Origin of the sequence: Oceanobacillus sp. CF4.6, assembly GCF_051262635.1 — a bacterium.
In the GTDB taxonomy this organism is placed as follows: domain Bacteria; phylum Bacillota; class Bacilli; order Bacillales; family Amphibacillaceae; genus Oceanobacillus.
Genome location: NZ_JBIMEX010000006.1, coordinates 88950 through 115686 on the forward strand (window position 1 = coordinate 88950; position 26737 = coordinate 115686).

General features: G+C 37.4%; 24 protein-coding genes. All 24 read left to right on the forward strand.

Annotation, left to right across the window (positions count from 1 at the left end; genetic code table 11):
• Positions 1–60 precede the first annotated feature (60 nt).
• The 24 genes from ACHABU_RS11120 (at position 61) to ACHABU_RS11235 (ending at position 26676) form a co-directional block, all read left to right on the forward strand.
• Positions 61–4350: a PolC-type DNA polymerase III gene (locus ACHABU_RS11120; RefSeq protein ID WP_435764928.1), complete on the forward strand. Its 4290-nt coding sequence runs from the start codon at positions 61–63 to the stop codon at positions 4348–4350.
• 155 nt (positions 4351–4505) lie between these two features.
• Positions 4506–5336, forward strand: coding sequence for an STAS domain-containing protein (locus tag ACHABU_RS11125; RefSeq protein WP_435764929.1), 831 nt, complete (start codon positions 4506–4508; stop codon positions 5334–5336).
• 251 nt (positions 5337–5587) lie between these two features.
• Positions 5588–6058 carry a ribosome maturation factor RimP gene (gene rimP / locus ACHABU_RS11130; protein ID WP_435764930.1) on the forward strand — a complete coding sequence of 157 codons (471 nt, stop codon included), beginning with the start codon at positions 5588–5590 and terminating at the stop codon, positions 6056–6058.
• A 19-nt stretch (positions 6059–6077) separates the two neighbouring features.
• Complete coding sequence (gene nusA, locus ACHABU_RS11135; protein WP_435764931.1) at positions 6078–7181, forward strand: transcription termination factor NusA; 1104 nt, start codon at positions 6078–6080, stop codon at positions 7179–7181.
• Positions 7182–7195: 14 nt separating this feature from the next.
• The gene (rnpM, locus tag ACHABU_RS11140; RefSeq protein ID WP_435764932.1) at positions 7196–7477 is read left to right on the forward strand and encodes an RNase P modulator RnpM; all 282 of its coding nucleotides are present in this window, start codon (positions 7196–7198) and stop codon (positions 7475–7477) included.
• Complete coding sequence (locus tag ACHABU_RS11145; RefSeq protein WP_435764933.1) at positions 7467–7766, forward strand: L7Ae/L30e/S12e/Gadd45 family ribosomal protein; 300 nt, start codon at positions 7467–7469, stop codon at positions 7764–7766. Before rnpM ends, ACHABU_RS11145 begins: the two co-directional genes overlap by 11 nt.
• Positions 7767–7786: 20 nt before the next feature.
• On the forward strand, positions 7787–9934 hold the full coding sequence (gene infB / locus ACHABU_RS11150) for a translation initiation factor IF-2 (RefSeq protein ID WP_435764934.1): 2148 nt from the start codon (positions 7787–7789) through the stop codon (positions 9932–9934).
• Positions 9931–10209 carry a DUF503 domain-containing protein gene (locus tag ACHABU_RS11155; RefSeq protein ID WP_435764935.1) on the forward strand — a complete coding sequence of 93 codons (279 nt, stop codon included), beginning with the start codon at positions 9931–9933 and terminating at the stop codon, positions 10207–10209. Before infB ends, ACHABU_RS11155 begins: the two co-directional genes overlap by 4 nt.
• Before the next feature lie 29 nt (positions 10210–10238).
• The gene (rbfA, locus tag ACHABU_RS11160) at positions 10239–10580 is read left to right on the forward strand and encodes a 30S ribosome-binding factor RbfA (protein WP_435764937.1); all 342 of its coding nucleotides are present in this window, start codon (positions 10239–10241) and stop codon (positions 10578–10580) included.
• 94 nt (positions 10581–10674) lie between these two features.
• Positions 10675–11568 (forward strand): tRNA pseudouridine(55) synthase TruB, encoded by an 894-nt coding sequence (truB, locus tag ACHABU_RS11165; protein ID WP_435764938.1) that lies wholly within the window; start codon positions 10675–10677, stop codon positions 11566–11568.
• Between the two features lie 23 nt (positions 11569–11591).
• Positions 11592–12539 carry a bifunctional riboflavin kinase/FAD synthetase gene (locus ACHABU_RS11170; RefSeq protein WP_435764939.1) on the forward strand — a complete coding sequence of 316 codons (948 nt, stop codon included), beginning with the start codon at positions 11592–11594 and terminating at the stop codon, positions 12537–12539.
• Positions 12540–12675: 136 nt separating this feature from the next.
• Positions 12676–12945 (forward strand): 30S ribosomal protein S15, encoded by a 270-nt coding sequence (rpsO, locus tag ACHABU_RS11175; RefSeq protein WP_435764940.1) that lies wholly within the window; start codon positions 12676–12678, stop codon positions 12943–12945.
• A 350-nt stretch (positions 12946–13295) separates the two neighbouring features.
• Positions 13296–15413 (forward strand): polyribonucleotide nucleotidyltransferase, encoded by a 2118-nt coding sequence (locus ACHABU_RS11180; protein WP_435764941.1) that lies wholly within the window; start codon positions 13296–13298, stop codon positions 15411–15413.
• A 128-nt stretch (positions 15414–15541) separates the two neighbouring features.
• On the forward strand, positions 15542–16486 hold the full coding sequence (locus tag ACHABU_RS11185) for a polysaccharide deacetylase family protein (protein WP_435764942.1): 945 nt from the start codon (positions 15542–15544) through the stop codon (positions 16484–16486).
• 42 nt (positions 16487–16528) lie between these two features.
• The gene (locus ACHABU_RS11190; protein ID WP_435764943.1) at positions 16529–17752 is read left to right on the forward strand and encodes a M16 family metallopeptidase; all 1224 of its coding nucleotides are present in this window, start codon (positions 16529–16531) and stop codon (positions 17750–17752) included.
• 146 nt (positions 17753–17898) lie between these two features.
• Entirely contained in the window at positions 17899–18144 is a 246-nt protein-coding gene (locus ACHABU_RS11195; protein ID WP_435764945.1) for a YlmC/YmxH family sporulation protein, read from the forward strand.
• Between the two features lie 300 nt (positions 18145–18444).
• Positions 18445–19329 carry a dipicolinic acid synthetase subunit A gene (gene dpaA / locus ACHABU_RS11200; RefSeq protein WP_435764946.1) on the forward strand — a complete coding sequence of 295 codons (885 nt, stop codon included), beginning with the start codon at positions 18445–18447 and terminating at the stop codon, positions 19327–19329.
• On the forward strand, positions 19326–19931 hold the full coding sequence (gene dpaB, locus ACHABU_RS11205; RefSeq protein ID WP_435764947.1) for a dipicolinate synthase subunit B: 606 nt from the start codon (positions 19326–19328) through the stop codon (positions 19929–19931). Before dpaA ends, dpaB begins: the two co-directional genes overlap by 4 nt.
• Before the next feature lie 46 nt (positions 19932–19977).
• Positions 19978–21024 carry an aspartate-semialdehyde dehydrogenase gene (asd, locus tag ACHABU_RS11210; protein ID WP_435764948.1) on the forward strand — a complete coding sequence of 349 codons (1047 nt, stop codon included), beginning with the start codon at positions 19978–19980 and terminating at the stop codon, positions 21022–21024.
• A 73-nt stretch (positions 21025–21097) separates the two neighbouring features.
• Entirely contained in the window at positions 21098–22327 is a 1230-nt protein-coding gene (dapG, locus tag ACHABU_RS11215) for an aspartate kinase (RefSeq protein WP_379495577.1), read from the forward strand.
• A gap of 73 nt (positions 22328–22400) precedes the next feature.
• Positions 22401–23267 (forward strand): 4-hydroxy-tetrahydrodipicolinate synthase, encoded by an 867-nt coding sequence (gene dapA / locus ACHABU_RS11220; protein ID WP_435764949.1) that lies wholly within the window; start codon positions 22401–22403, stop codon positions 23265–23267.
• 85 nt (positions 23268–23352) lie between these two features.
• Positions 23353–24087, forward strand: a complete 735-nt coding sequence (locus ACHABU_RS11225; RefSeq protein ID WP_435764950.1) for a ClpP family protease — start codon at positions 23353–23355, stop codon at positions 24085–24087.
• On the forward strand, positions 24084–24290 hold the full coding sequence (locus ACHABU_RS11230) for a YlzJ-like family protein (protein ID WP_435764951.1): 207 nt from the start codon (positions 24084–24086) through the stop codon (positions 24288–24290). Before ACHABU_RS11225 ends, ACHABU_RS11230 begins: the two co-directional genes overlap by 4 nt.
• A 109-nt stretch (positions 24291–24399) precedes the next feature.
• Positions 24400–26676, forward strand: a complete 2277-nt coding sequence (locus ACHABU_RS11235) for a DNA translocase FtsK (RefSeq protein ID WP_435764952.1) — start codon at positions 24400–24402, stop codon at positions 26674–26676.
• Positions 26677–26737: the final 61 nt, after the last annotated feature.

Consider the following 26737-nt stretch of genomic DNA (forward strand, 5'->3'; position numbering starts at 1 on the left):
TCTCTGACAAGGGCATAAGCTATTATCGCTTGAAATTTTTAAGTTGTAGGAGGTGTAATAATGGACATATCCAAAAAAGAAAAAATGGAACTACTATTGAAACAGCTAGAAATGTCCAATGATTACATTACAAAATATTTTAAAGACAGTTACCTGGAAAAACTGGAAGTGTATAAAAGTACTAAAATATGGCATTTTCATATTCATATTGATTATGTCCTACCTATAGAAGTGTATCAGTTGTTTATGTCAAAGTTGCAGAATGCTTTTCAGCAAATTGCAAAAGTGGAGCTAACCATTGAAGCTGAAAATAAAAACTGTAATGATGTAACCATCCGCGGTTACTGGAAGCACTTTATTACATCACTAACACAACTATCTCCTGCTTATAGAGACTTAGTACAAAATCAAATTCCTGAGGTCAACAACAATAAGCTTATGTTAACAGCAAGAAATGGTGCAGAAGCGAGCGCTCTAAAGAAAAGGTTGGAAGCTGATTTTAGAAATTACTGCAGTAAAATCGGAGTTCTGGCCTATGCGCTTGACATTAATGTTAAAACCGATGCAGCTGATATTCAAAAGTTCAGAGATCAAAAAGCTATTGAAGACCAACAGTTAGTATTAAAAACGGTCCAGGAAAAAGAAAAACGGGATAAAGAAAAAGAAAATCATGAGAATAGACCGCTCGCCATCGGTTATAAAATAAAAGATGAGGCAATTACAATGGACCAAATTCTTGAGGAAGAACGTCGCGTGACGGTCCAAGGCTACATCTTTGCCTCAGAAGTGAGAGAATTACGTTCTGGAAGAAGCCTGCTTATTATTAAAGCAACAGATTATACAGATTCCTTACAGATAAAAATGTTCTCTAAAGGTGACGAAGATGCTGCAATGTTTGCAAATGTGAAAAAGGGAATGTGGATTAAAGCGAGAGGTAGCATTCAAACCGATATGTACACCAATGAACTCGCAATGATGGCTAATGATATTCATGAAATAAAAGTAGCTACACGTATTGATAAAGCACCTGAAGATGATAAACGGGTGGAACTCCATGCGCATACGACGATGAGTCAGATGGATGCCGTCGTGTCACCCGACGTACTTGTTACTCAAGCCGCAAAATGGGGACATAAAGCAGTTGCTATTACAGACCATGCCGGGGTACAGGGTTTTCCAGATGCCCATGCTGCCGGGCAAAAGCATAATATTAAAATACTCTACGGGGTGGAGGCAAACTTGGTTGATGATGGTGTACCAATTGCTTATAACGAGTCTGATCGGGACCTTGAGTACGAAACGTTTGTCGTATTTGATGTGGAAACAACAGGTTTGTCGGCCGTTTATGATACGATAATTGAACTTGCAGCGGTTAAAATTCAAAAAGGTGAGATTACGGATCGCTTTGAATCATTCGCTAACCCTCATCACCCATTATCGGAAACCACTATTAATTTAACAGGTATTACGGATGATATGGTTAAAAGTGCACCCGAAGTGGAGGATGTTTTAAAGGACTTCAATGAATGGATGGGGGACGGCATTCTCGTAGCGCATAATGCAAGTTTTGATATGGGATTTCTAAATCAAGGCTTAAAACGCTTTGATCAAGAAAAGGCAAAAAACCCGGTGATCGATACATTAGAACTTGCCAGATTTCTAATTCCTGAATTAAGAAATCACCGCTTAAATACGCTTTGTAAACATTTGGATATTGAACTGACACAGCACCACCGAGCAATCTATGATGCTGAAGCTACCGGTTATTTGTTATGGAAGCTTGTTCAAAAATTATTAGATAGAGATATTACCAATCATCATGAATTAAACAATCATATGGGGGAAGGGGATGCATATCAACGCTCTCGTCCACATCACTGTACAATACTCGCGCAAACACAGGAAGGTTTAAAGAATCTGTACAAGCTTGTCTCCAGTGCTCATATCGATTATTTCTACCGTGTACCACGGATTCCTAGGTCACTTTTGAAAAAACTACGCGCTGGACTAGTCGTCGGTACTGCTTGCGATAAGGGTGAAGTTTTCGAGACCATGATGCAAAAATCGGCTGAAGAAGCTGAACAGGCAGCAGAATTTTACGATTATATCGAAGTTCAGCCACCTGCTAATTATGCGCATTTAATTGAAAAAGACTTAGTCCAAAACGAATCGCAAATCTTGGATATTATAAAAAAATTAGTTGAACTGGGTAAACGAATGAATAAACCTGTGGTTGCGACTGGAAACGTCCATTATATAGATGATCATGATAAACAGTATCGTCAAATATTAATAGGAGCACAGGCTGGAAACCCATTAAACAGGCAAACGCTTCCTGACACACCATTCCGTACGACAAATGAAATGCTGGAATGTTTCAAATTTCTTGGTGATGATGTTGCATATGAGATTGTAGTCAAGAATTCCAATGCTATTGCAGATCAAATGGAAGAACTCTCTCCAGTAAGAGACGGGCTATATACCCCAACAATCGAGGGCGCAGAGCAAGATATACGTGATCTCTGCTATACAAGGGCTGAGAAAATTTATGGAAAGCCTGTACCACAGATTGTAGTCGATCGACTTGAGAAAGAACTAGACAGTATTATAGGAAATGGATTCGCTGTAATTTATCTTATCTCACATAAACTGGTTAAAAAGTCACTTGATGATGGTTATTTAGTTGGTTCAAGGGGTTCTGTGGGGTCATCCTTTGTTGCGACGATGACTGAAATAACAGAAGTAAATCCATTAGTGCCGCATTATGTTTGTGAGAAATGCCATTACAATGAATTTTTAACAGATGGTTCAGTTGCAAGCGGATTTGACTTGCCTGATAAAAAATGTCCTGAATGTGATGCGGAATTAACAAAAGATGGACAGGATATTCCGTTTGAAACATTCCTTGGATTTAAAGGGGATAAAGTTCCTGATATTGATTTGAACTTTTCTGGAGCTTATCAACCAAGAGCACATAATTATACAAAGGAATTATTTGGAGTTGATAATGTATATCGTGCGGGAACAATTGGTACCATCGCAGAAAAGACAGCCTATGGTTACGTTAAAGGATACGCATCAGATAAGCAGTTAGTATATAAAAATGCTGAAGTAGATCGCCTTGTTCAGGGATGTACAGGAGTAAAACGAACAACTGGGCAGCATCCAGGCGGAATTATTGTTGTACCGGAAAATATGGATATTTATGATTTTACACCAATACAATTTCCTGCAGATGATCGAAATAGTGATTGGCGAACAACCCACTTTGATTTCCATTCGATACATGATAATTTGTTGAAACTGGATATACTCGGACACGATGATCCCACCGTTATTCGAATGTTACAGGATCTTAGTGGAATTGATCCGAAAACAATCCCGACAGATGATGGAGAAGTAATGAAAATTTTCTCGGGACCAGAGGCGCTTGGTGTTACTCCTGAACAAATTAATTGTAAAACTGGCACATTGGGAGTGCCAGAGTTTGGAACGAAATTTGTTAGGCAGATGCTTGAAGATACAAAACCAAATAGTTTTGCAGAACTATTAATTATTTCTGGTCTCTCCCACGGAACGGATGTTTGGTTGGGGAATGCCCAAGACTTAATTAACGATGGGATATGTGAACTGCCTGATGTTATTGGTTGCCGTGATGACATTATGGTTTATTTAATGCATAAAGGACTCGAACCGTCACTAGCATTTAAAATTATGGAATTTGTACGTAAGGGGAAAGGCCTACAGGATGAATGGATTGTAGAAATGAGAAAAAACAATGTTCCTGACTGGTACATTGAATCCTGTAAAAAGATTAAATATATGTTTCCAAAGGCCCATGCAGCAGCGTATGTATTAATGGCTGTACGTATTGCCTATTTTAAAGTTCATCATCCTATTCTCTTTTATGCAGCTTATTTTACAGTAAGAGCTGATGACTTTGAATTAGATTCTATGGTAAAAGGTCCACCTGCACTTCGCAGTCGAATGGAAAGCATCACAGTAAAAGGAAACGATGCTACACCAAAAGAAAAAAGCTTGCTGACTGTTTTGGAACTTTCTCTTGAAATGTGTGAACGAGGTTTCTCCTTTAAAAAAGTGGATTTGTATAAATCCAGTGCGACAGACTTTATCGTGGATGGCGATAGTTTGCTCCCACCATTCAATGCAGTTGATGGATTGGGAACGAATGCAGCCCTCAACATTGTAAAGGCTCGTGAAGATGGGGAATTCCTTTCTAAAGAAGACCTGCGTGAAAGAAGTAAGATTTCAAAAACTGTTTTGGAAACTTTAGACAATCAAGGTTGTATGGAAGGTATGGCGGATAAGAATCAATTATCATTATTTTAGTGACTCAACCTTCGCAGCGTAAAATGGATAAATAAGACTAAGTTGTTGTGTAGGTGCATGTTATGCTCCTATTACCTATTATGCTATAATAATGAAAGAATTTATTAATAAATTACAACAATGCTTATTTTTATACTTTTCTAGGGGATGATTATATGAATTTAAATTACGATGGAGATCAGGAGATAATGGATTTTTTTATAGAGAACAGGGCAGAGTTTGAGGAAATGTTATTGGAGGAAGCTGAACAGGTTCGAGACAAAGTAGAAGAGATTAACTTGATCGGTAATATAAATTTATTGGAGAATGCATATAATCTGGTTCTAAGTGTGGTGGATAATAAGCCTGAAGCAGTAACGGCGCTAGCAAAAAGAGAAGGAGTTGCATGGGCGGGACACAGCCTAACCCTTGCTTTTAAACTGGAGTGGATTCAGGCTATACGAAAAACACTTTGGGGATTTCTTTATGAGTATGATCGTGTTGGGGAAAAGTTAAATCAAAAAGAAGATTATTATAATTTACAAATTAATATTAATAGTTTGGTTGATGAATTTTTCCGTTCTTTCTTTTTAAGTTACTCTGCATACAAGGATCAATTAATTGAATCAAAAAATGAGTTGGTTGAGAGTCTTTCCGCACCAATTATTCCTGTTACAGGAAAAGTAAGTATTTTACCACTAATTGGTATGCTAGATGAATTCCGCGGTAATATTATTGAAGAAAAGGTCTTAAACGATATTAGCCAAAAAGGTGTACAAACTTTAATAATTGATCTTTCAGGTCTCGCTAAAATGGATAGTAACGCTATCCATTTATTCATAAAGTTGATTGATGGTATTACCATGATGGGTTGTAAAGGGATCATTACTGGAATGAGGCCAGAAGTAGTTTCGCATTTTATTAATAGGGACTTGAACTATGGTAATAATATTGAAACGAAAGCAACACTTCAACAAGCATTAGGAGAATTCCTCGAAGTAAAGTAGTGGAGCAGGTACAAATCTTGCACTGAAAAATCTCTTATGCTATACTATAATCTGGAAAGTAACGATACGGACGGTTTGAAAGAGTGGGTTTTTAGCCCGCTCTTTCTTCATACTGTTTTCGATTTTAGAAAAGCTTCCCCTAGCCATAACAACCGGCAGGGGTTTTATATTGATTTTGGAAGTTTCCAGATGAAATTGTCCAGAATGGTTTATAATAAGCATAAATACAGCTATATTAAGGAGGACGTAAGTTGAGCTCCCAAGTAATTAAAATTACTGAAGAATTATTGAATCCCATTTTAAAAGAAAAAAATTTGCAACTTGCAGATATTGAGTATGTTAAAGAAGGAAAGAATTGGTTCTTAAGGGTTTATATTGATAAAGAAGGCGGAGTCGATATTGTAGAATGTGGAGAAGTATCTGAGCAACTAAGTGAAAAATTGGATGAAACCGATCCAATAACAGAAGCTTATTTTCTGGAAGTTTCCTCACCCGGAGTGGAACGACCTTTAAAATCAAAAGAGGACTTTGTGAAAAATATAAATAACAATGTTTTCATAAAGCTTTACGAACAGATCGATGGCGAAAAAGAATTTGAAGGAATTTTAAAAGCGTTTAAAGATGACACTGTGACAATTGAATACAAAATTAAAACAAGGAAAAAGCAGGTAGAAATACCATACGACAAGATAGCGAAAGCAAGACTTGCTGTTATGTTTTAATTGAAGGGGGAAAACAATAGTGAGCAGTCAGTTGTTTGATGCGATTGATAATTTGGCAAAGGAAAAAGGGATTGATAAATCTATTCTAATGGAAGCATTGGAAGCCGCCCTGATTTCAGCTTATAAGAAAAATTTCAAATCTGCAACCAACGTTAGGATCGAACTTAATGAAACAACCGGTAAGATGAGCGTGTATTCTAGAAAAGCAGTAGTAGAAGAAATTGAGGATGCTCAACTTGAAATTTCACTGGAAGAGGCAAAAAAAGTAGACCCGAATTATTCACTGGAAGACATTATAGAAGTGGAAGTGACACCTAAAGATTTCGGACGTATTGCTGCACAGGCAGCAAAACAGGTTGTTACACAGCGAGTCCGGGAAGCTGAACGTGGCGTTATATTCTCTGAATATATTGATCGTGAGGAAGATGTCATGACAGGTATCATACAGCGAATGGATCCACGTTTTGTATATGTTAATCTTGGGAAAATTGAAGCTAAGCTAGCTGAAGCCGAACAGATGCCGACAGAGGAATATCATGTTCATGATCGCTTAAAAGTGTTTGTTACTAAAGTGGAAAACACAAGTAAAGGACCGCAAATCTATATTTCTAGATCACATCCTGGTCTATTGAAGCGTTTATTTGAAATGGAAGTCCCTGAGATCTTTGATGGAACTGTGGAAATTAAATCAGTTGCAAGAGAGGCTGGCGACCGCTCAAAAATCTCTGTTTTTGCACAAGATCCGGAAGTGGACCCGGTTGGTTCATGTGTTGGTCAAAGAGGGCAGCGTGTACAAGCAATCGTCAATGAACTAAAGGGCGAAAAAATCGATATCGTTGAATGGTCAGATGACCCTGTCGTTTACGTTTCAAATGCCTTAAGCCCTTCTAAAGTAGTTGATGTCTTAGTAAACGAAGAGCAAAAAGCTACCACAGTTATTGTACCTGATTATCAATTGTCACTTGCTATAGGGAAACGTGGTCAGAATGCTAGGCTTGCTGCTAAGCTTACAGGGTGGAAAATAGACATCAAGAGTGAAACAGAAGCAAGAGAAGAAGGTCTGTTAACAGTATCCGATAACGAAGATTCCTATTCTGACAATGACAAGGACTTGTTTGAATAAGGGAGGGCTTAAAAGTGGTTCAAAAAAGAAAGATACCTGAAAGAAAATGCGTTGTAACAAATGAAATGAAACCAAAAAAGGATCTAATACGCGTTGTGCGTAATAAAGAAGGAGAAGTCTTTGTCGATCCAACTGGTAAAAAAAATGGAAGAGGCGCATATTTATCGCGTGATCTTGATGTTATTCTAAAAGCGGAAAAATCAAATGTGCTGAATCGAACACTGAATGCAGAAGTGGACGCTTCCATTTATGAAGAACTAAAGCAACTTATTAGTGGTAATCACCATGAAAAATAATTACTTAAACCTGATTGGTCTCGCTCAACGTGCGGGTAAACTCTCCCTCGGTGAAGAGACAATTTTAAAAGATATCCGCTCAAACAGGGCGAAACTGGTTCTATTGGCAAGTGATATCGGGCCACAGACGAAGAAAAAACTAACAAACAAATGTAAGTATTATGAAGTACCTTTTATCATTGCAGATGATAGGGAAACATTATCAAATGCAATTGGAAAATCCCATAGAGTAGCTATTGCTATCTTGGACGCAGGTTTTGCTACTAAGATAAAGTCGTTACTCGGGTAATCAAATTCGGGGGTGAACGTATGAGTAAAATGCGTGTATATGAATATGCAAAACAAAACAATACAACTAGTAAAGATGTAATCAATTATTTAACTACTTTAAAAGTAGAAGTTTCCAACCATATGTCAACAATTTCAGATGATATGGTGAAAAAATTGGATGAAAAATTTAATCCTAAAGCAAAGCAATCAAAACCAGAAGCTGTCAAACCGGCAGTGAAAAGCAATTCAAGTCAAAATACGTCCAATAGTCAAAAAAAGCAGAATCCAAATCAGACTGTAAAAAGCGGTAACCAAAACGCCGGATTTAGAAACAATGGTCAGCAAAACAGACCAAATCACAACAACAAAAATAAGAAACAAAATGGTCCTAAAAAAGGAAATCAGCAAGCAGTTCAAAAGATTGTAAAAGAAACACCGAAAAAAATTACGTACAGCGATACATTAACTGTAAATGACTTGGCATCTAAATTAAATAAAGAGGCTGCTGAGTTAATTAAAAAATTAATGTTTATGGGTGTCATGGCTACTAAAAACCAGGATTTAGACGATGAGGCTATTGAATTGATCTGTGGTGAATACGAAGTTGAAGTAGAAAAAGTAATCATATTGGAAGATACTGATTTTGATAAATATATCAAAGAAGATAAAGAAGAAAATCTAATTGAAAGACCAGCTGTTGTTACAATTATGGGTCACGTTGATCATGGTAAAACAACGCTGCTTGATTCCATTCGCCATACGAAAGTAACTGCTGGGGAAGCAGGCGGTATTACTCAGCATATTGGTGCCTATCAGGTTGAAAATGAAGGCAAAAAAGTAACTTTCCTAGATACTCCTGGTCACGCAGCATTCACAAGCATGCGTTCCCGTGGTGCACAAGTAACAGATATTGCTATTTTGGTAGTTGCGGCTGATGATGGTGTTATGCCGCAAACTGTTGAAGCGATTAACCACTCTAAAGCAGCTGGTGTACCAATCATTGTTGCAGTAAATAAAATCGATAAAGAAGGTGCAAATCCGGACCGCGTTAAGCAGGAATTAACAGAGTACGAGTTAATACCTGAAGATTGGGGCGGAAGCACAATTTTTGTAAACCTTTCTGCATTAAATAATGAAGGAATCGATAATTTACTTGAGATGATTTTGCTTGTTGCAGAAATTGAGGAATTAAAAGCAAATCCGAATGCATCATCATCTGGAACGGTAATTGATGCAAGATTGGACAAAGGAAGAGGATCTGTTTCAACATTACTCGTCCAAAATGGAACATTGCACGTAGGAGACACGGTCGTAGTCGGTAATACGTATGGTCGTGTCCGTGCAATGGTAAATGATATTGGTAAACGCGTAACTGAAGTTGGACCTTCCACACCGGTGGAAATCACAGGACTACATGATGTTCCCCAGGCGGGAGATCAATTCCTAGTATTTGAAGATGAAAAGAAAGCTCGTCAAATCGGTGAAGCTCGTCAGCAGAAACATATTGTAGCAAATCGTGGCGAGCAGACGAAAGTTAGCTTGGATGATTTATTTGAGAAAATAAAGCAAGGTGAAATGAAAGAATTGAATATCATCGTTAAGGGAGATGTTCAAGGTTCCGTTGAAGCTTTGGCAGCGTCTTTACGTAAGATAGAAGTGGAAGGCGTCAACATTAAAATCATTCACACTGGAGTAGGTGCAATTACAGAATCCGATATTATTCTTGCTTCAGCATCCAGTGCAATTGTTATCGGTTTTAATGTACGACCGGATGTAAATGCAAAAAATGCAGCTGAATCAGAAAAAGTGGATCTCCGTCTACACAGAGTAATATACAGTGCTATTGAAGAAATAGAGTCAGCTATGAAAGGATTACTGGATCCTGAATTTGAAGAGAAAGTAATTGGGCAAGCTGAAGTTCGTGAAATATTTAAGGTGTCTAAAATTGGTACAATTGCAGGAAGCTATGTAACTGAAGGTAAAATTACGCGCAATGCAGGTGTTAGACTTATCCGTGATGGTGTTGTTCTTTATGAAGGGGAATTATTGGCACTTAAACGATTTAAGGATGATGTTAAGGAAGTTGCGAAAAACTATGAATGTGGTATAACAATTGCCAATTTCAACGATATTAAAGAGGGCGACATTATTGAAGCCTTTGTCATGGAAGAAATTAAACGCAAATGATCGTATATGCTGAAGTAGAGTGTATCATGTATGAAGGACATTCACTGAAGGCAAAACGCTCTGTAATGAAAAAGATATTTGCGAAATTGCATAATAATTTTAATGTTGCTGTCACTGAGCTTGAATATCATGACTTGTGGCAGCGGACTAAAATTGGAATAGTGGCAATTTCAACGGACTACATCCATGCGGAAAAAATAATAAACCATGCACTAGGAACGATTGATGGCTATACAGAGCTTGAACGCACCATAACAAATGTGGAGAGATTATAATTAGTCTCATTTTAACTGAGGTGAATGAATTGGCTGAATTAAGAGCAAACCGAGTAGCTGAACAAATGAAAAAAGAATTAAGTGATATTTTGGTTCGTAAAATAAAGGACCCGCGAGTTGGATTTGTTACAGTGACAGATGTAGAAGTCACTGGAGATCTCCAACAGGCAAAAATCTTCATTTCTGTTCTGGGTGATGAAAAGAAAAAACAAGATACACTTTTAGGGCTTGCTAAAGCTAAAGGATTTATCCGGTCAGAAATTGGCAGCCGTATCCGACTGCGGAAAACGCCGGAATTGACTTTTGAGTTTGATGAAGCTTTCGAATATGGAAACAGAATTGAAACGATTCTGAGAGATTTAAATAAATAAAATGATGTAATCTGACCTGTTCATAGCAAATGTAGCGGGTCAGATTTTTTCCATACCCGAATTATATAATTACTACCTAATGGAGGTTGGTAAGATGGATGGTATTTTGCCATTATGGAAGCCAAAAGGTTTTACATCGCATGATTGTGTTATGAAATGTCGCAAATATTTTAAAACAAAAAAGGTTGGGCATACCGGTACACTTGATCCAGAAGTGGAAGGTGTTTTACCAATTTGTATCGGACAGGCAACAAAAATTGTTCCTTTTCTCACAGATACGCGAAAAACGTATATTGCTGAATTGAAACTGGGTTCCGCAACAGATACAGAAGATGCACATGGAAATGTTGTCGAGCAAAGGGAAATCAATGATATGCCTTCTGAAGTTGAGATTAATTCCGTGATACAATTGTTTAGAGGTAAAATTGTGCAAATTCCACCAATGTATTCTGCAGTTAAAGTCAATGGAAAAAAACTTTATGAATATGCAAGAGCAAATGAATCCGTGGAGCGACCAAAAAGAGAAGTAATGATTTATGAACTTGATAAATTATCGTATGATCCATCGAATTATACAATCCGTATGAAGATTGTTTGTTCAAAAGGTACATATATTCGAACATTATGTGTGGATATTGGAAAAGAATTAGGTTATCCAGCTCATATGTCTGAACTAGTACGGACAGAAACTGGTTCATTTTCCGAGAAAAATACAGTAACATTTGATACTATAGAAGAAGCGGTTGAAAATAGTGAGCAAAATCAATTACTTCGTCCCATTATAGAAGGAGTTAACCATCTGGATATACTTCAAGTCGACGAAGAGACTAAAAATAAAGTAATGAATGGACAGAAGCTGCCAAAACCGGTGGAGAACCTTGACACAGATCCATTTGTTGTTATGTATAATGAAAAATTATTAGCAATCTATCAACAACACCCTGAAAAACCAGAACAAATAAAACCAGTTCGCGTTTTCAGTGAATGATTATAAAGTGCAGGTGAAAGAATATGAGAACCATCGAGTTGACTTATCCACACACATTCGTATTGGATGAACTGCCAGAGACAGTCTGTGCTATTGGTTTCTTTGATGGCATACATAAAGGGCATCAAGAGGTTATAAAGACAGCTGTTAAAGAAGCTGAAACAAGAAAGATGGATAGTGCCGTCATTACATTTCATCCACATCCATCCGTTGTTTTAAAAAAAGGTGTACAGCATGTGAACTATATTACCCCACTGAAACAGAAACAGGAATTATTGAAGAAACTTCATGTTGATCGTCTATATATTATTAAATTTAACGAGGAACTTTCAAATTTATCGCCACAGGAATTTATTGATCATTTTATTATTGGTTTAAATATAAAGCATCTTACAGCAGGATTTGATTATTCTTTTGGCCATAAGGGAAAAGGTAATATGGAAAATTTAAAAGAATATACGCGTGATAAATTCAGTTATACAGCAATTGATAAAGTTACAGTGGAAAATGATAAAGTTAGTTCTACAAAGGTTCGTGAGCTAATGAAAAATGGTAAGGTGGATGCCGCAAATAATCTACTTGGTAGACCATTGACCTTTAGTGGTATCGTGGTTAAAGGAGACCAACGTGGTAAGGAATTGGGTTATCCGACTGCCAATCTTGACTTACATGAAGATGTGTTGCTGCCAAAGCCAGGAATTTATGCCGTTAGAGTTATTTATAAAAATGAGATTTATGAAGGTATGGCAAATATCGGTACAAATCCCACTTTTACTGCAGATAGAGAAGACCTATCTACCGAAGTAAATATCTTTGATTACAATAATGACTTATATGGGGAAGAGTTACTGGTGGAATGGCATAAATACATCAGGGAAGAAGAAAAATATGACAGTGTGGATTCTTTAATTACGCAAATGGCACTGGATGAAAGAAATATTAGAGCTTACTTTTATAGTGAATTACAATAAAAGGATTGCAACACGGGGACTTGATTTTTTTCTTGAGAAGCGTTATGCTTGTTTATGTAAAACCGTCCCTTGGCATATCGTAACTCCGACGTTTGCTGGGAGACTGGGGATATAATAATACTAGGAGGTGCACCAGATGGCTATTACACAAGAACGTAAAAATGAAATCATTAATGAATACAAAGTTCATGATACTGACACTGGTTCTCCAGAAGTACAAATCGCTGTACTTACTGAGGATATCAATTCTTTGAACGAACATTTACGTTTTCATAAGAAAGATCATCATTCACGCCGTGGTCTTTTGAAAATGGTTGGTAAACGTCGTAACTTACTTACTTACCTACGTAATAATGACGTTACTCGTTACCGTGAATTAATTAAAAAACTCGGTTTACGCCGATAATTTACTTGAAAAGCAGGAGAAATCCTGCTTTTTCTATTATTACTTAGGAAATGATCAAAGTGAAAGTGGTATGCTGTAGACGCCATATATAACCACATATAGCTCAAGCTCCAAGCACATTGGGCTTCCCTCTTATTACTATTAATTCTTTACTACATAAATGCTTGATTTAAATTTTATCTTTCAATTAAATATCAGTTATATAGTTGCGGTTTGATTCCTGTACTTCTATAGTTTATTCTATAAAGAGAAACGCAAGCGTATGCAAGAAATTAGGATAAAATTTACATTTAGTTTTATAAACTACAAAATGACAATAGAAAGTTGTATTGAAAGGAGCACTATTACTAATGGCAGAAGAAAAACAAATATTCTCCACAGAAATCGCAGGAATGAAATTTACCGTTGAGACTGGAGAACTTGCGAAACAAGCAAATGGTGCATGTATGATTCATTACGGGGATACATCCGTATTATCTGTTGCTACTGCATCGAAAAATCCTAAAGATTTACCATTTTTCCCTTTAACAGTTAACTATGAAGAACGATTATATGCGGTAGGGAAAATTCCTGGAGGATTTATTAAACGTGAAGGGCGCCCAAGTGAGAAAGCGATATTGTCTTCCCGTTTAATTGACCGTCCTATTCGACCTTTATTTCCAGATGGTTTCCGGAATGAAGTTCAAGTTATTAGCACTGTTATGAGTGTAGACCAAGATTGTCCTTCTGTAATTGCAGCAATGATTGGTTCATCAATTGCCCTCTCAACTTCCAATATTCCGTTTGCAGAACCAATTGCTGGTGTTAATGTTGGACGAGTTGATGGTGAGTTTATTATCAATCCGACTATTGAACAAGAAGCAAAAAGTGATATTGAATTAACTGTTGCTGGAACAAAAGATGCAATTAACATGGTAGAAGCTGGAGCAGATGAAGTACCGGAAGAGGTCATGCTTGAAGCAATCATGTTTGGACATAATGAAATTAAACGTCTTGTTTCATTCCAGGAGGAGATTGTAAAAGCTGTTGGAGTGGAGAAATCGGATATTAAATTATTTGAATTGGATGAAGAATTAACTGCTAAAGTGGAAGCTGAAGCAAAAGATAAATTAATTGAAGCAATTCAAGTACAAGAAAAGCATGCTAGAGAAGAAGCCATTTCACATACAAAAGAAGAAGTACTACAAGCATATGAAGAAGAAGAAGCTGATATAGTTAAGCAAGTTAAATCCATTTTGGATAAAATGGTTAAGGAAGAAGTTCGCAGATTGGTCACAAAAGAGAAAATTCGCCCTGATGGTCGTAAACCAGCAGAGATTCGTCCATTATCTTCCCGTATTCACGTTCTACCAAGGACACATGGTTCAGGATTGTTCACACGTGGACAAACACAAGCTTTAAGTGTATGTACATTAGGTGCATTAGGTGATGTTCAAATTCTGGATGGCTTGGATCTGGAAGAGTCTAAACGTTTCATGCATCATTATAATTTCCCGCAGTATAGTGTTGGTGAAACAGGACCAATTAGAGGGCCAGGACGTCGTGAAATTGGTCACGGTGCATTAGGTGAACGAGCACTTGAAAAGGTCATTCCAAATGATAAAGATTTCCCTTATACAATTCGTTTGGTTTCAGAAGTATTAGAGTCCAATGGTTCGACCTCTCAGGCAAGTATTTGTGCTAGTACATTAGCTATGATGGATGCTGGCGTACCGATTAAAGCACCTGTAGCTGGAATAGCAATGGGGCTTGTGAAATCCGGTGAAGATTATACAATCCTAACAGATATTCAAGGTATGGAAGATGCTTTAGGTGACATGGACTTTAAAGTTGCAGGAACAGCTGAGGGTGTAACAGCACTGCAAATGGATATTAAAATAGATGGCTTGTCAAGAGAAATTCTTGAAGAAGCGTTAACACAAGCTAAAAAAGGACGGATGCAGATTCTTGAATCTATGCTCGCTACAATTAATGAGCCTAAGACAGAGCTCTCTGAGTTTGCACCAAAAATCCTTACAATGTCCATTAATCCAAACAAAATCCGTGATGTTATTGGGCCGAGCGGTAAACAAATTAACAAAATCATTGAGGAAACAGGTGTTAAGATTGACATCGAACAAGATGGAGGTGTATTTATTTCATCAACTGATTCTTCCATGAATGATCAAGCGAAGAAAATCATTGAAGATCTTGTACGCGAAGTTGAAGTCGGTCAGATGTATTTAGGAACGGTTAAACGTATTGAAAAGTTTGGCGCGTTTGTTGAATTATTTAAAGGAAAAGATGGTTTGGTACACATTTCCGAATTGGCTGAAGAGCGAACAAGTAAAGTAGAAGATGCTGTTTCTATTGGTGATCAGATTATGGTTAAGGTTAAAGAGGTAGACCGTCAAGGACGAGTTAATCTCTCTCGTAAAGCTGTTATTCTGGAAGAAAAAGAAAGAACTGAAAATGCTAAGCAACAATAAAATTATCGGAATGAAAAAAGAAGCTGAATAATCCAGTTTCTTTTTTTGCTTCTACCCAGTCGCCTCGCTTTTAATATTCATTCATACTTGTCCTTCTTGTGCATAGGAATGTAAGGGGAGGGGTATGTATGGGTAATTACAGAAAGTATGTAAACTTATTTGTATTTTTAATTCTCGTGGTGACAGTGTTTGATATTGAATATAATCCATTTGCGTTTAATCCGCCAATATTGGATACACAGACTACAGTTCAAAGTGATACGTTATATATGGAAATCGAAGAAAATAGTAAAAGCCTTTTTCAGAAACCTCAAAATGCTTATATTGATGAGGTATGGAAAAAAACAGCTGGTAGAAACGGTTTGAAAGTAAATGTGGAAAAATCATATGAAAAAATGAAATCAAATGGTATCTATGATGAATCTTTACTCGTGTATGAACAAATAACTCCTGAAATTACATTGAACGATTTACCTGCTTCACCAATTTACCGTGGCCATCCAGAAAAAAAGATGGTAGCATTATTGATCAATGTTTCTTGGGGAGAGGAATATATTCCAGAGATTTTAAGTATCCTAAAGGAAAATAAAGTGAAAGCAACTTTTTTTGTTGAAGGTAAATGGGGAAAAGCAAATGCAGAGCTTGTAAAGATGATCGACGAACAGGGACATGTAATTGGTAACCATGCTTACAACCATCCAGATATGGCAAAGTTGTCTGCTCAACAAAACATTAATCAAATCGATCAGACAAATCAAATATTGAAAGCAATTACAGGTAAAAAACCAAAATGGTTTGCCCCTCCGAGTGGCAGTTACAATGATCAAGTAATCCAGTCTGCTTATAATTTAAATATGGAAACCATTCTTTGGACCGTTGATACGATTGATTGGAAGAATCCCTCTGTTTCTGTTATGATTAATCGCGTACAAGAAAAACTACATCCTGGTGCCACGTTGCTGATGCATCCGACATCTTCAACTGCAAATGGAATGCATCAACTTATAAAATTAATTAAAGATAACGGATACAAAATAGGAACGATTGATTTACTTCTCAGTGAAGACAGGTAGTGTATCCAAAGACCTGTTTCAGAAATATTAGGAGGGAAAGTATTGATAGATAAGCATATAAGCAAAAATGGCTTACGTATTGTATTGGAAAGGATACCGGCAGTCCGTTCTGTGACAATCGGTATATGGGTACTTACTGGTTCTAGAAATGAAACCATTGAAAATAATGGAATTTCTCATTTTTTGGAGCATATGTTTTTTAAGGGAACAAAGACCCGATCTGCACAAGATATAGCCGAAGCATTTGATTCTATCGGTGGGCAAATTAACGCATTCACATCAAAAGAATATACGTGTTATTATGCGAAAGTATTAGATACCCATAAAGAATATGCTTTGGAAATACTTGCTGATATGTTCTTTAATTCTACTTTTGACGAAGAAGAAATGGAACGAGAAAAGAAAGTAGTATATGAGGAAATAAAAATGTATGATGATACGCCCGATGATATTGTACATGATTTACTGGCAAAAGCATCCTACGGGGACCATCCATTGGGTTATCCGATTTTAGGCACTGAAAAACAATTAAAAACCTTTGATCCTAGTCTGCTTAGGAAATATGTTGAGCAACGATACACACCTGATAATGTAGTTGTTTCCATTGCTGGGAATGTGGAGGATTCTTTTATCCATACCGTTGAAAGTTACTTTGGCAATTATGAATATCCTAAAGATACCAATGTGATTTTAAAACCATCTTTTCTTGCTGATTCGATTGAGCGTAATAAAGATACAGAGCAGGCACATCTATGTCTAGGTTTTGAAGGACTTCCTCAAGGTGAAGAAAATATTTACAGTCTTGTGATTATGAATAATGTACTTGGTGGAAGTATGAGTTCCAGACTTTTCCAAGATATTCGGGAAAAGCAAGGACTTGCATATTCAGTCTTCTCCTATCATTCGACATTTTTGGATAATGGATTACTTACGATCTATGCTGGTACCGGGAAAGATCAGTTATCGCTGCTAAGAGATACCATTAAAAAGACAGTGGATATCATGATCAAAGACGGTCTTTCAGATAAGGAACTGCGAAATAGCAAGGAGCAGCTAAAAGGAAGTTTAATGCTTAGTTTGGAAAGCACAAATAGTAGGATGTCAAGAAACGGCAGAAATGAGCTACTGCTTCAGCGTCATCGTACGTTGGACGAAATGATTCGAGAAATAGACGCAGTCAGTCATGATTCCGTTGAGCAAGTCATAAAGCAAGTATTTAATAATCAGGCATCAAGTGCGCTAATTGCGCCAGCTAATAATAATTAAAAAAAACGGTTTCAAACCAGTTATGGTCTGAAGCCGTTTTTGCTCATTTTCGGAGGCTTCAAAAAATAATCGTCCCACATTTTATACATAGGTTTTTTTACCCCTACATATATATGAAATATAAACAAATGCAGGAGGCCGGACAAATGCGATTTAGAGAAATGAGTGACAAGGAAATTATAAATGTAAATGAGGGTACGCGGATGGGGATTCTAGGACAGACAGACCTAGAAATCGATGAAGTAACTGGACAGATAGAATCATTTATCATACCAAATTATAAGTGGTTTGGATTAGTGAAAGAGGGAGAAGAAACGAAAATACGCTGGAACTCCATCAAGAAAATAGGCGAAGATATGATAATGATTGAAACGAATCATTTCGATAAGTAAAGGGAGCCCGGTTAGATACAAGGACTGCAATCCACAGCGAAGCCTAGAAGTAAACGAATTGCTACTTGAATTTTATATGTTCTAACGAGAAAAAGGCTAATATCATATGAATGATATTAGTCTTTTTCGTGTTTTTTTTAATCAGACAATCACTCCTAGTGCGCTATCACATAAGCTATAAAGAAAATGATTGAATCGTGTTCAAAAAGAACCGAGAAATTCGATATGCGATGTGTCGTTTTTAAGGGACATATTGAACACCCTATTATAGGAATTGGATGTCTGGAGGTATAAATAAATATGAATCAATTAATAGCTGTGATTGGTGGAGATGCACGTTATTTGGAGCTAATCAGGCAATTGAAAAATCTATCTAATACGACGATTATTCTTGTTGGGTTTGACAAACTGGAACAGGGTTTTACAGAGCTGAATCAAGTGGATTTGGAAGAGTTGGATCAATCGAAATTAGATGTAATCATTCTGCCAATTACAGGTACCGATATGGATGGGAATATCGAGACCGTATTTTCAGATAAGATGGCCAATCTGAATAAAGAATGGTTCAAAAAATTAAAAAAATCAGCCATGATATTTACGGGTATAACCAATGATTATCTATCCTCAGCTGCCAGCGAAGCGGGTACTCGTTTAATTTCGCTACTGGATAGAGATGATGTGGCCATTTATAATTCAATCCCTACTGCAGAAGGTACTATTATGATGGCTTTTGAACAAACAGATCATACGATTCACTCTTCACAGGTAATTGTTACAGGATTCGGTCGCGTTGGTAACACTGTAGCAAATAAGTTTTCGGCCTTAGGTGCAAATGTATCCGTATGTGCAAGAAGTATAAGAGACTTGGCCAGGATTACAGAAATGGGGCTGCATGCTATCCCATTGGAAAAGCTATCTGAGTATACGTATAACTGTGATGTGTTAATTAATACGATACCTGCTCCAATTATTACAAAGGAAGCAATTCAAAATCTCCCAACAAATGGAATCATTATCGATTTAGCATCCAAACCTGGTGGAACTGATTTTGCTTATGCTAAAAAGCGAGGGATAAAAGCAATCTTGGCAAGGAGCCTTCCTGGTATTGTAGCTCCTAGAACGGCTGGTAAGATACTGGCTGATGTCATCACTCAAATTTTAGAGGAAAAGAGGGAATCATCATGAGTCTGAAGGATAAGCGAATTGGGTTTGGTTTAACAGGATCCCATCACACACATAGTCAAGTATTCCCGCAAATTGAAAAACTTGTGATGGAACAGGCCGAAGTGATTCCCATCGTATCCTATACGGTCCAAAACACAGATTCAAAGTTCGGTAAAGCTTCAGAACATATCGAAAAACTAGAAAGTATTACAGGGAGAAAGGTGATTCGTACAATTCAGGATGCTGAACCACTTGGACCAAAATATCCATTGGATATCATGGTTATTGCTCCTCTTACTGGGAATTCATTAAGTAAGTTAGCTAATGCACTTACTGACAATCCGGTACTTATGGCATCCAAATCGACGATGAGAAATCAGAATCCCGTATTACTTGGTGTAACTACCAATGATGCTTTAGGTTTAAATGGCTCGAACTTAATAAAATTAATGAACAGTAAAAATATTTATTTTATCCCTTTTGGTCAAGATGATCCATATCATAAGCCAAATTCAATGACCGCAAACTTGGATTATTTACAGAAAAGCGTAGAATACGCTTTGAATGGAAAACAACTTCAGCCTATTATTATTCCTTATCTCCCTAAAAATATGTTAAAATAAAGAACTATAAGTTAATTATTTACCATTTTGAAGGGAGTCATTACAAATGACAGAGAAAAAAGCATACAATGTTGCAGTTGTTGGAGCAACAGGAGCAGTTGGTCAAAAAATAATGCAACTATTAGAAAATAAGAATTTCCCAATAAATGAATTGAAATTGCTCTCATCAAAGAGGTCTGCAGGAAAGAAGCTACGATTTGGCAATAAAGAAATAACGGTAGAGGAAGCAACACCAGACAGTTTTAAGGGTGTGGATATTGCACTGTTTTCCGCAGGAGGTTCTATTTCCAAAGAACTTGCGCCTGAAGCCGTAAAACATGGTGCTGTTGTAGTTGATAATACAAGTGCATACCGTATGGATGAGAATGTTCCCCTCGTTGTACCAGAGGTAAATAATGAGGATATTGCAAACCATAAAGGAATTATTGCAAACCCGAATTGCTCCACCATTCAGATGGTTGCAGCATTACATCCTATTAAAAAATCATTTGGAATGAATCGGATTATTGTTTCAACCTATCAGGCTGTATCAGGTGCAGGTGCAAAGGCAACAGAAGAATTAAAAGTCCAGGCACAACAATTTTTAAATGAAGAAGAGATGGAAGCAAATCTCCTTCCTGTTAGTGGCGATGAGAAGCATTATCCGATTGCATTTAATGCACTTCCACAAATTGATGTTTTTGGAGATAATGGATATACATTTGAAGAAATGAAAATGATCAATGAAACAAAAAAAATTATGCATGATGAAGCTATCTCTGTTGCGGCGACTTGTGTTCGTTTGCCTTTCTTTACTTCCCATGCTGAAAGTGTTTATATTGAAGTGGATAAAGATGGCGTAGAAGTTGCCGATTTATGGAAGGTATTGGAAGCTGCTGATGGTATTGTACTTCAAGATAATCCAGATGCTCAAGAATATCCAACACCATTAAGCGCAGCAGATAAAGAAGATGTTTTTGTTGGCCGTGTCCGCAAAGATCTTGATAATCCCAAGGGTTTTCATTTATGGGTAGTTTCAGATAACCTTCTTAAAGGTGCAGCATGGAATACAGTGCAAATTGCACAATCATTAATTAAAAATAATTGGCTATAATAGGATGTTTAAAAAGTGACAATAACAGTGACGGCTTGAACATACGGTATCCGGTAATAATAGAGGTGTTAGTATGCAAGTATTAGTTCAAAAATTTGGGGGAACTTCTGTACAATCAGAAGATAACAGGGAACACGTCATAAAACATATTAAAGATGCTTTAGTAAAAGACTATAAGCTCGTAGTCGTCGTATCTGCATTGGGAAGAAAACCAGACCCATATGCAACGGATACTCTATTAGGCTTAGTTGATTATCCTGCTACTGGGACCTCTGTACGTGAACTGGATTTATTAATGTCGTGTGGAGAAATTATCTCTTCGGTGGTTCTTTCCAATGAACTTCAAAAAAATCATATATCTGCAGTTGCTTTAACCGGAGCACAGGCTGGTTTTTTGACTACAGAGGACTTCAACAAGGCGAAAATAAAAGAAGTAAATCCAGCCCGTATTCTTAAAGAATTTGAAAAAAATGATGTCGTCGTTGTTGCCGGATTTCAAGGTCAGAGCGAAACAGGTGAGGTTACGACGATTGGACGGGGTGGAAGTGACACGAGTGCTGCTGCGCTTGGAGTAGCATTATCGGCAGAACGGATTGAGATATTTACAGATGTTAATGGAATTATGACTGCTGATCCAAGAGTGGTAAAAACCGCTCGTCCACTGGATATCGTCACATACAATGAAATCTGTAATTTAGCATACCAAGGTGCGAAAGTCATTCATCCACGTGCAGTAGAAATTGCGATGCAAGGTAAGATACCGATGCGTATAAGGTCAACCTATTCTGAGGAGTTGGGAACGTTGGTTACTTCATCAAGAGTTGCTGAACTGGGGACTGATATTCCAGATAGAATGATTACTGGTATTGCACATATATCGTCAATCACACAAATTAAAGTACAGACGAAAGAATCAGTCTATCGATTACAATCTGAAGTATTTAAGGCGATGGCAGAAGCAGGAATATCGGTTGATTTTATCAATATTTCTCCTAAAGGTGTCGTCTATACTGTACCTGAATCCCATACGGAAAGAGCGGTTAATATTCTTGAAGTTCTAGGCTTTCACCCGGAGATTACAGAAGGATGTGCTAAAGTTTCGGCAGTAGGTGCGGGAATGAGTGGTGTACCTGGAGTCGCCTCAAAAATTGTTCAAGCATTGACAAATGCAGGGGTGCAAATATTGCAATCAGCGGATAGTCACACAACAATCTGGGTTTTGGTGCATAATAATGATTTAATTACAGCAGTAAATGCATTACATGAAGTTTTTGGCCTTAGTAACTTAAATGAAACAGTTTAATTAAAGCCTTAACGAGAATGTTCAAAATGGGAAAACCTTCCTGAACACACGTATAGAAGAAAGGTGATTATGAATGAAGTTTGGGCGAGTACTGACTGCCATGGTCACTCCATTCGATAACAATGGAAAATTAGATCTTAAGCAAACAAGTGTTTTAATTGAATATTTACTTGGTAATGGAACAGAGGGTTTAGTGGTTGCTGGAACTACTGGCGAATCTCCGACTATGACAACGGACGAAAAAAACCAACTGTTTAAGCATGTCGTAAAGGTTGTGAACAAAAGGGTACCCGTAATTGCTGGTACAGGTAATAATCATACATCTGCTTCAATAAAATTGACAAAAGAAGCGGAAGCATGTGGTGTAGATGCTATTATGCTTGTTACACCATATTATAATAAACCGAGTCAACACGGGATGTTCGAGCATTTTGCAGCCATTGCTAAGGAAACGGATTTACCAGTGATGCTCTATAATATTCCAGGGCGCTCTGTAGTTAATATGACTGCGGAAACGATTATTAATTTGAGTGCGATTGACAATATTGTTTCCGTAAAAGAAGCAAGTGGTGATCTTGATCAAGTTTCAGAAATCATTGAACACACGGGAGATGATTTCAGTGTATATAGTGGAGACGATAGCTCAACATTACCTATGCTGGCAGTAGGTGCTGACGGCGTGATTTCTGTCGCATCTCACGTAATAGGGAATGAAATGAATACGATGGTTAATCACTTCTTGGACGGCAGGATAAACGAAGCTGCATCCATGCACCGTATGCTACTACCAATTATGAACGGGCTTTTCATGGCGCCTAACCCATCACCCGTTAAAGCAGCACTTCAAATGAAGGGGATTGAAACAGGAAGTGTACGATTACCATTAATCCGTCTTACAGATGAAGAAATGGCTAAATTAAAGATTCTTATTGAAGGATGAAAATACCGGCTGAAAGCAGCCGGTATTTTTTGTATATTTACGTTCATACTAACCGTATAACTAGATATAAAGGGAGTGTCCGTAAATGAATAATAATAAAGATCAAAAAGAAAATCCACAACAAGATAATCAGCCAAATTCATCGTCGTTAGTTGAAAAGATTCAGCAATTGGGTCAATCCAATATTCCCCAGGCACCTGAATCAAATATTCACGTTCTTTCTATTATTGGTCAAGTCGAAGGACATTTGCAATTACCACCTCAAAATAAGACAACTAAATATGAGCATTTGCTTCCGCAGCTTATAGCAATTGAACAGAATCCAAAAATTGAAGGATTGATTATCCTGTTGAACACAGTTGGAGGAGATGTCGAAGCTGGGCTGGCGCTTGCTGAAATGATAGCATCGATTTCTAAACCAACAGTTTCCATTGTTCTTGGAGGTGGCCATTCTATTGGAGTGCCAATTGCAGTTGCAACGGACTATTCATTTATTGTACCGTCGGCAACAATGACAATTCATCCTGTAAGGTTGACAGGATTAGTAATTGGAGTGCCTCAGACATTCGAATATCTCGATAAAATGCAGGATCGAGTAATTCATTTTGTCGTGGAACATTCAAATATTAAAGAAGAAAAATTCAAGCATCTTATGTTTGAAAAGGGGAATCTGACAAGAGATATTGGAACAAATGTTATTGGAAAAGATGCAGTTGACTATGGATTGATTGATGCAGTAGGTGGCGTTAAAGATGCAATGAGTAAATTAAATGAATTTATTGGTACAAGTACATCAGAGGAAAGTAGTGTTGTACAATGATATTATATACACCTCTAGCACACAACGATATATTCCCAACAGAGATGGATGCATATACCAGTATCGAGAGTGTCTCTTATAAAGGGAGGACAGTATATGCAGAAAGAATGCAGAATGGATCCTATCAGATACAGCAATTAATTTCAACTGACCCCCAGGATTTTTTAAACTCGGAATTTTCACCAGGTAGAATCTTAAACTGAAACCAATTATTACCAAGATTTATGATATAATTGCATGTAAGAATACCCTTGCCAATTTGAAGGCAAGGGTTTACTATTCGTATATGTTCGTATAGACAGAGGTGAGAGAATGGCTAAAAAAAGAAAAAGAAAAAGTGTAAAACAAACGAAACTATTGAAATTGGAACTACTTGGACTATTATTTATTTTTCTATCCATATTTGGAAGTGGAGCAAGTGCGATTAGTGATGGTGCGATACCGGGCTGGCTCGAATATTTCTTCCAATTCTTCTTGGGAATCTGGTATTTTGTTGCTTCCGTATTCTTGTTTATTACTGGATTATTTTTACTTATTAAAAGAAAGTATCCGAATTACTGGAATAGAAAGATGGTAGGCTTCTATATTTTGTTTGCGGGTATATTGCTGTTTACACATATTCAGACAATTGAAAGTTTACTAGTATCAGCAGAAAACATCTCCATCATCGGAACTACTTGGAGTAATTTTCTGGCATATATTAATGGGACAGGTACTGCTGTACAAATTGGTGGCGGAATGTTAGGGGCAGTCATTTTTACATTCTGTTATTATTTATTCTCTTTGGCCGGTTCAAAAATTGTTGCTGTCTTCTCCATGTTGATAGGCGTTATATTTATTACAGAATTATCTGTAGGCGATCTGTTTTCCAAACTATTTGCTAAGATAAAATTAATGATGACGAAGCAGGCTACAAAGTGGAAAGATGCTAGAGCTGAAAAAAAACAGCATAAGGATGAGAAACAAATACTTCAGGAGGAGACGGTTGTACAAGAAGACGTGCAGCAGGAAGAACCTTTTATAAATGATTTTACGGACATTGCTTATTCCGCACAAGAAACGAATTCTAATATGGTAAAAGCAGAAGTAAATGAATCTACGAAAGAGGAATCGGTAGTGGAAAATGAGGTAGAGCAACCGATGCCAATGACCGCTACGGAAAACTATGACTATGTGCTGCCATCACCTGAATTACTGGCTGAACCTGCGCATAATTCACAGCAGCAGGAAAAGTCACAAATCAAAGCTACAGTACGCAAACTTGAAAGAACCTTCCAAAGTTTTGGAGTTAAAGCGAGAATTACAAAGGTTCATGTTGGGCCAGCAGTAACAAAATATGAAATATCACCAGAAGCTGGTGTTAAAGTAAGTAAGATTGTAGGTTTGCATGATGACATTGCACTGGCACTGGCTGCAAAGGATATTCGGATTGAAGCACCAATTCCAGGTAAATCAGCTGTTGGTATTGAAGTACCTAACAAGGAAATTGCGATGGTTTCGCTTCGGGAAGTACTGGATAAAACGTGGAGTAATAAAACTTCCAAACTATTATATGCATTAGGAAGAGATATTTCCGGGGAAGCTGTGGTAGGAGAATTAAATAAAATGCCACATCTTCTGATTGCAGGCGCAACAGGTAGTGGTAAAAGTGTATGTGTGAATGGGATAATTACGAGTATTTTAATGCGTGCAAAGCCCCATGAAGTAAAAATGATGATGATCGACCCGAAAAAAGTAGAATTGAATGTTTATAATGGAATCCCACATTTACTGGCACCGGTCGTCACCGATCCGAAGAAAGCATCAAGAGCATTAAAAAAAGTAGTATCTGAAATGGAAAGAAGATATGATTTATTTTCCGATACAGGTACCCGCAACATTGAAGGCTATAACGAGTATATTCGAAAATATAATTTAAGCACAGAAGAAACACAGCCGAATCTACCATATATTGTTGTTCTGGTAGATGAGTTGGCAGATTTAATGATGGTAGCTTCCAATGACGTAGAAGACTCGATTACGAGGTTAGCCCAAATGGCAAGGGCTGCAGGGATACACTTAATTATTGCTACACAGAGACCGTCCGTGGATGTCATCACTGGTGTAATTAAGGCGAATATTCCATCCAGAATAGCTTTCAGTGTATCTTCTCAGATTGATTCCAGAACAATCCTTGACTCAGGCGGAGCAGAGAAGTTACTTGGTAGGGGAGATATGTTGTTTATGCCAGTTGGCTCTTCTAAGCCAACCCGAGTGCAAGGAGCATTCTTGTCAGATGAAGAGGTGGAACGAATTGTTGATCATTGCATAGATCAGCAAAAAGCATCTTATCAGGAAGAGATGATTCCCGAAGAAACAAGTGAAGTTGTTGAACAAGTGGATGATGATCTATATGATGATGCTGTGCAAATGATTACGGAATTGCAGAGTGCCAGTGTTTCCATGCTACAGCGGAGATTCCGAATTGGTTATACACGGGCAGCTCGGCTGATTGATGCCATGGAAGCCAGAGGAATCGTTGGACCGTATGAAGGCAGTAAACCCCGTACCGTATTGATTTCGCAATCAACGGAGGAAAAAACATCCTAATAGAGGTATTAAGAGAATAAGAGGCAGGCTAATCAGACATAGTATGATTAGCCTGCCTCTT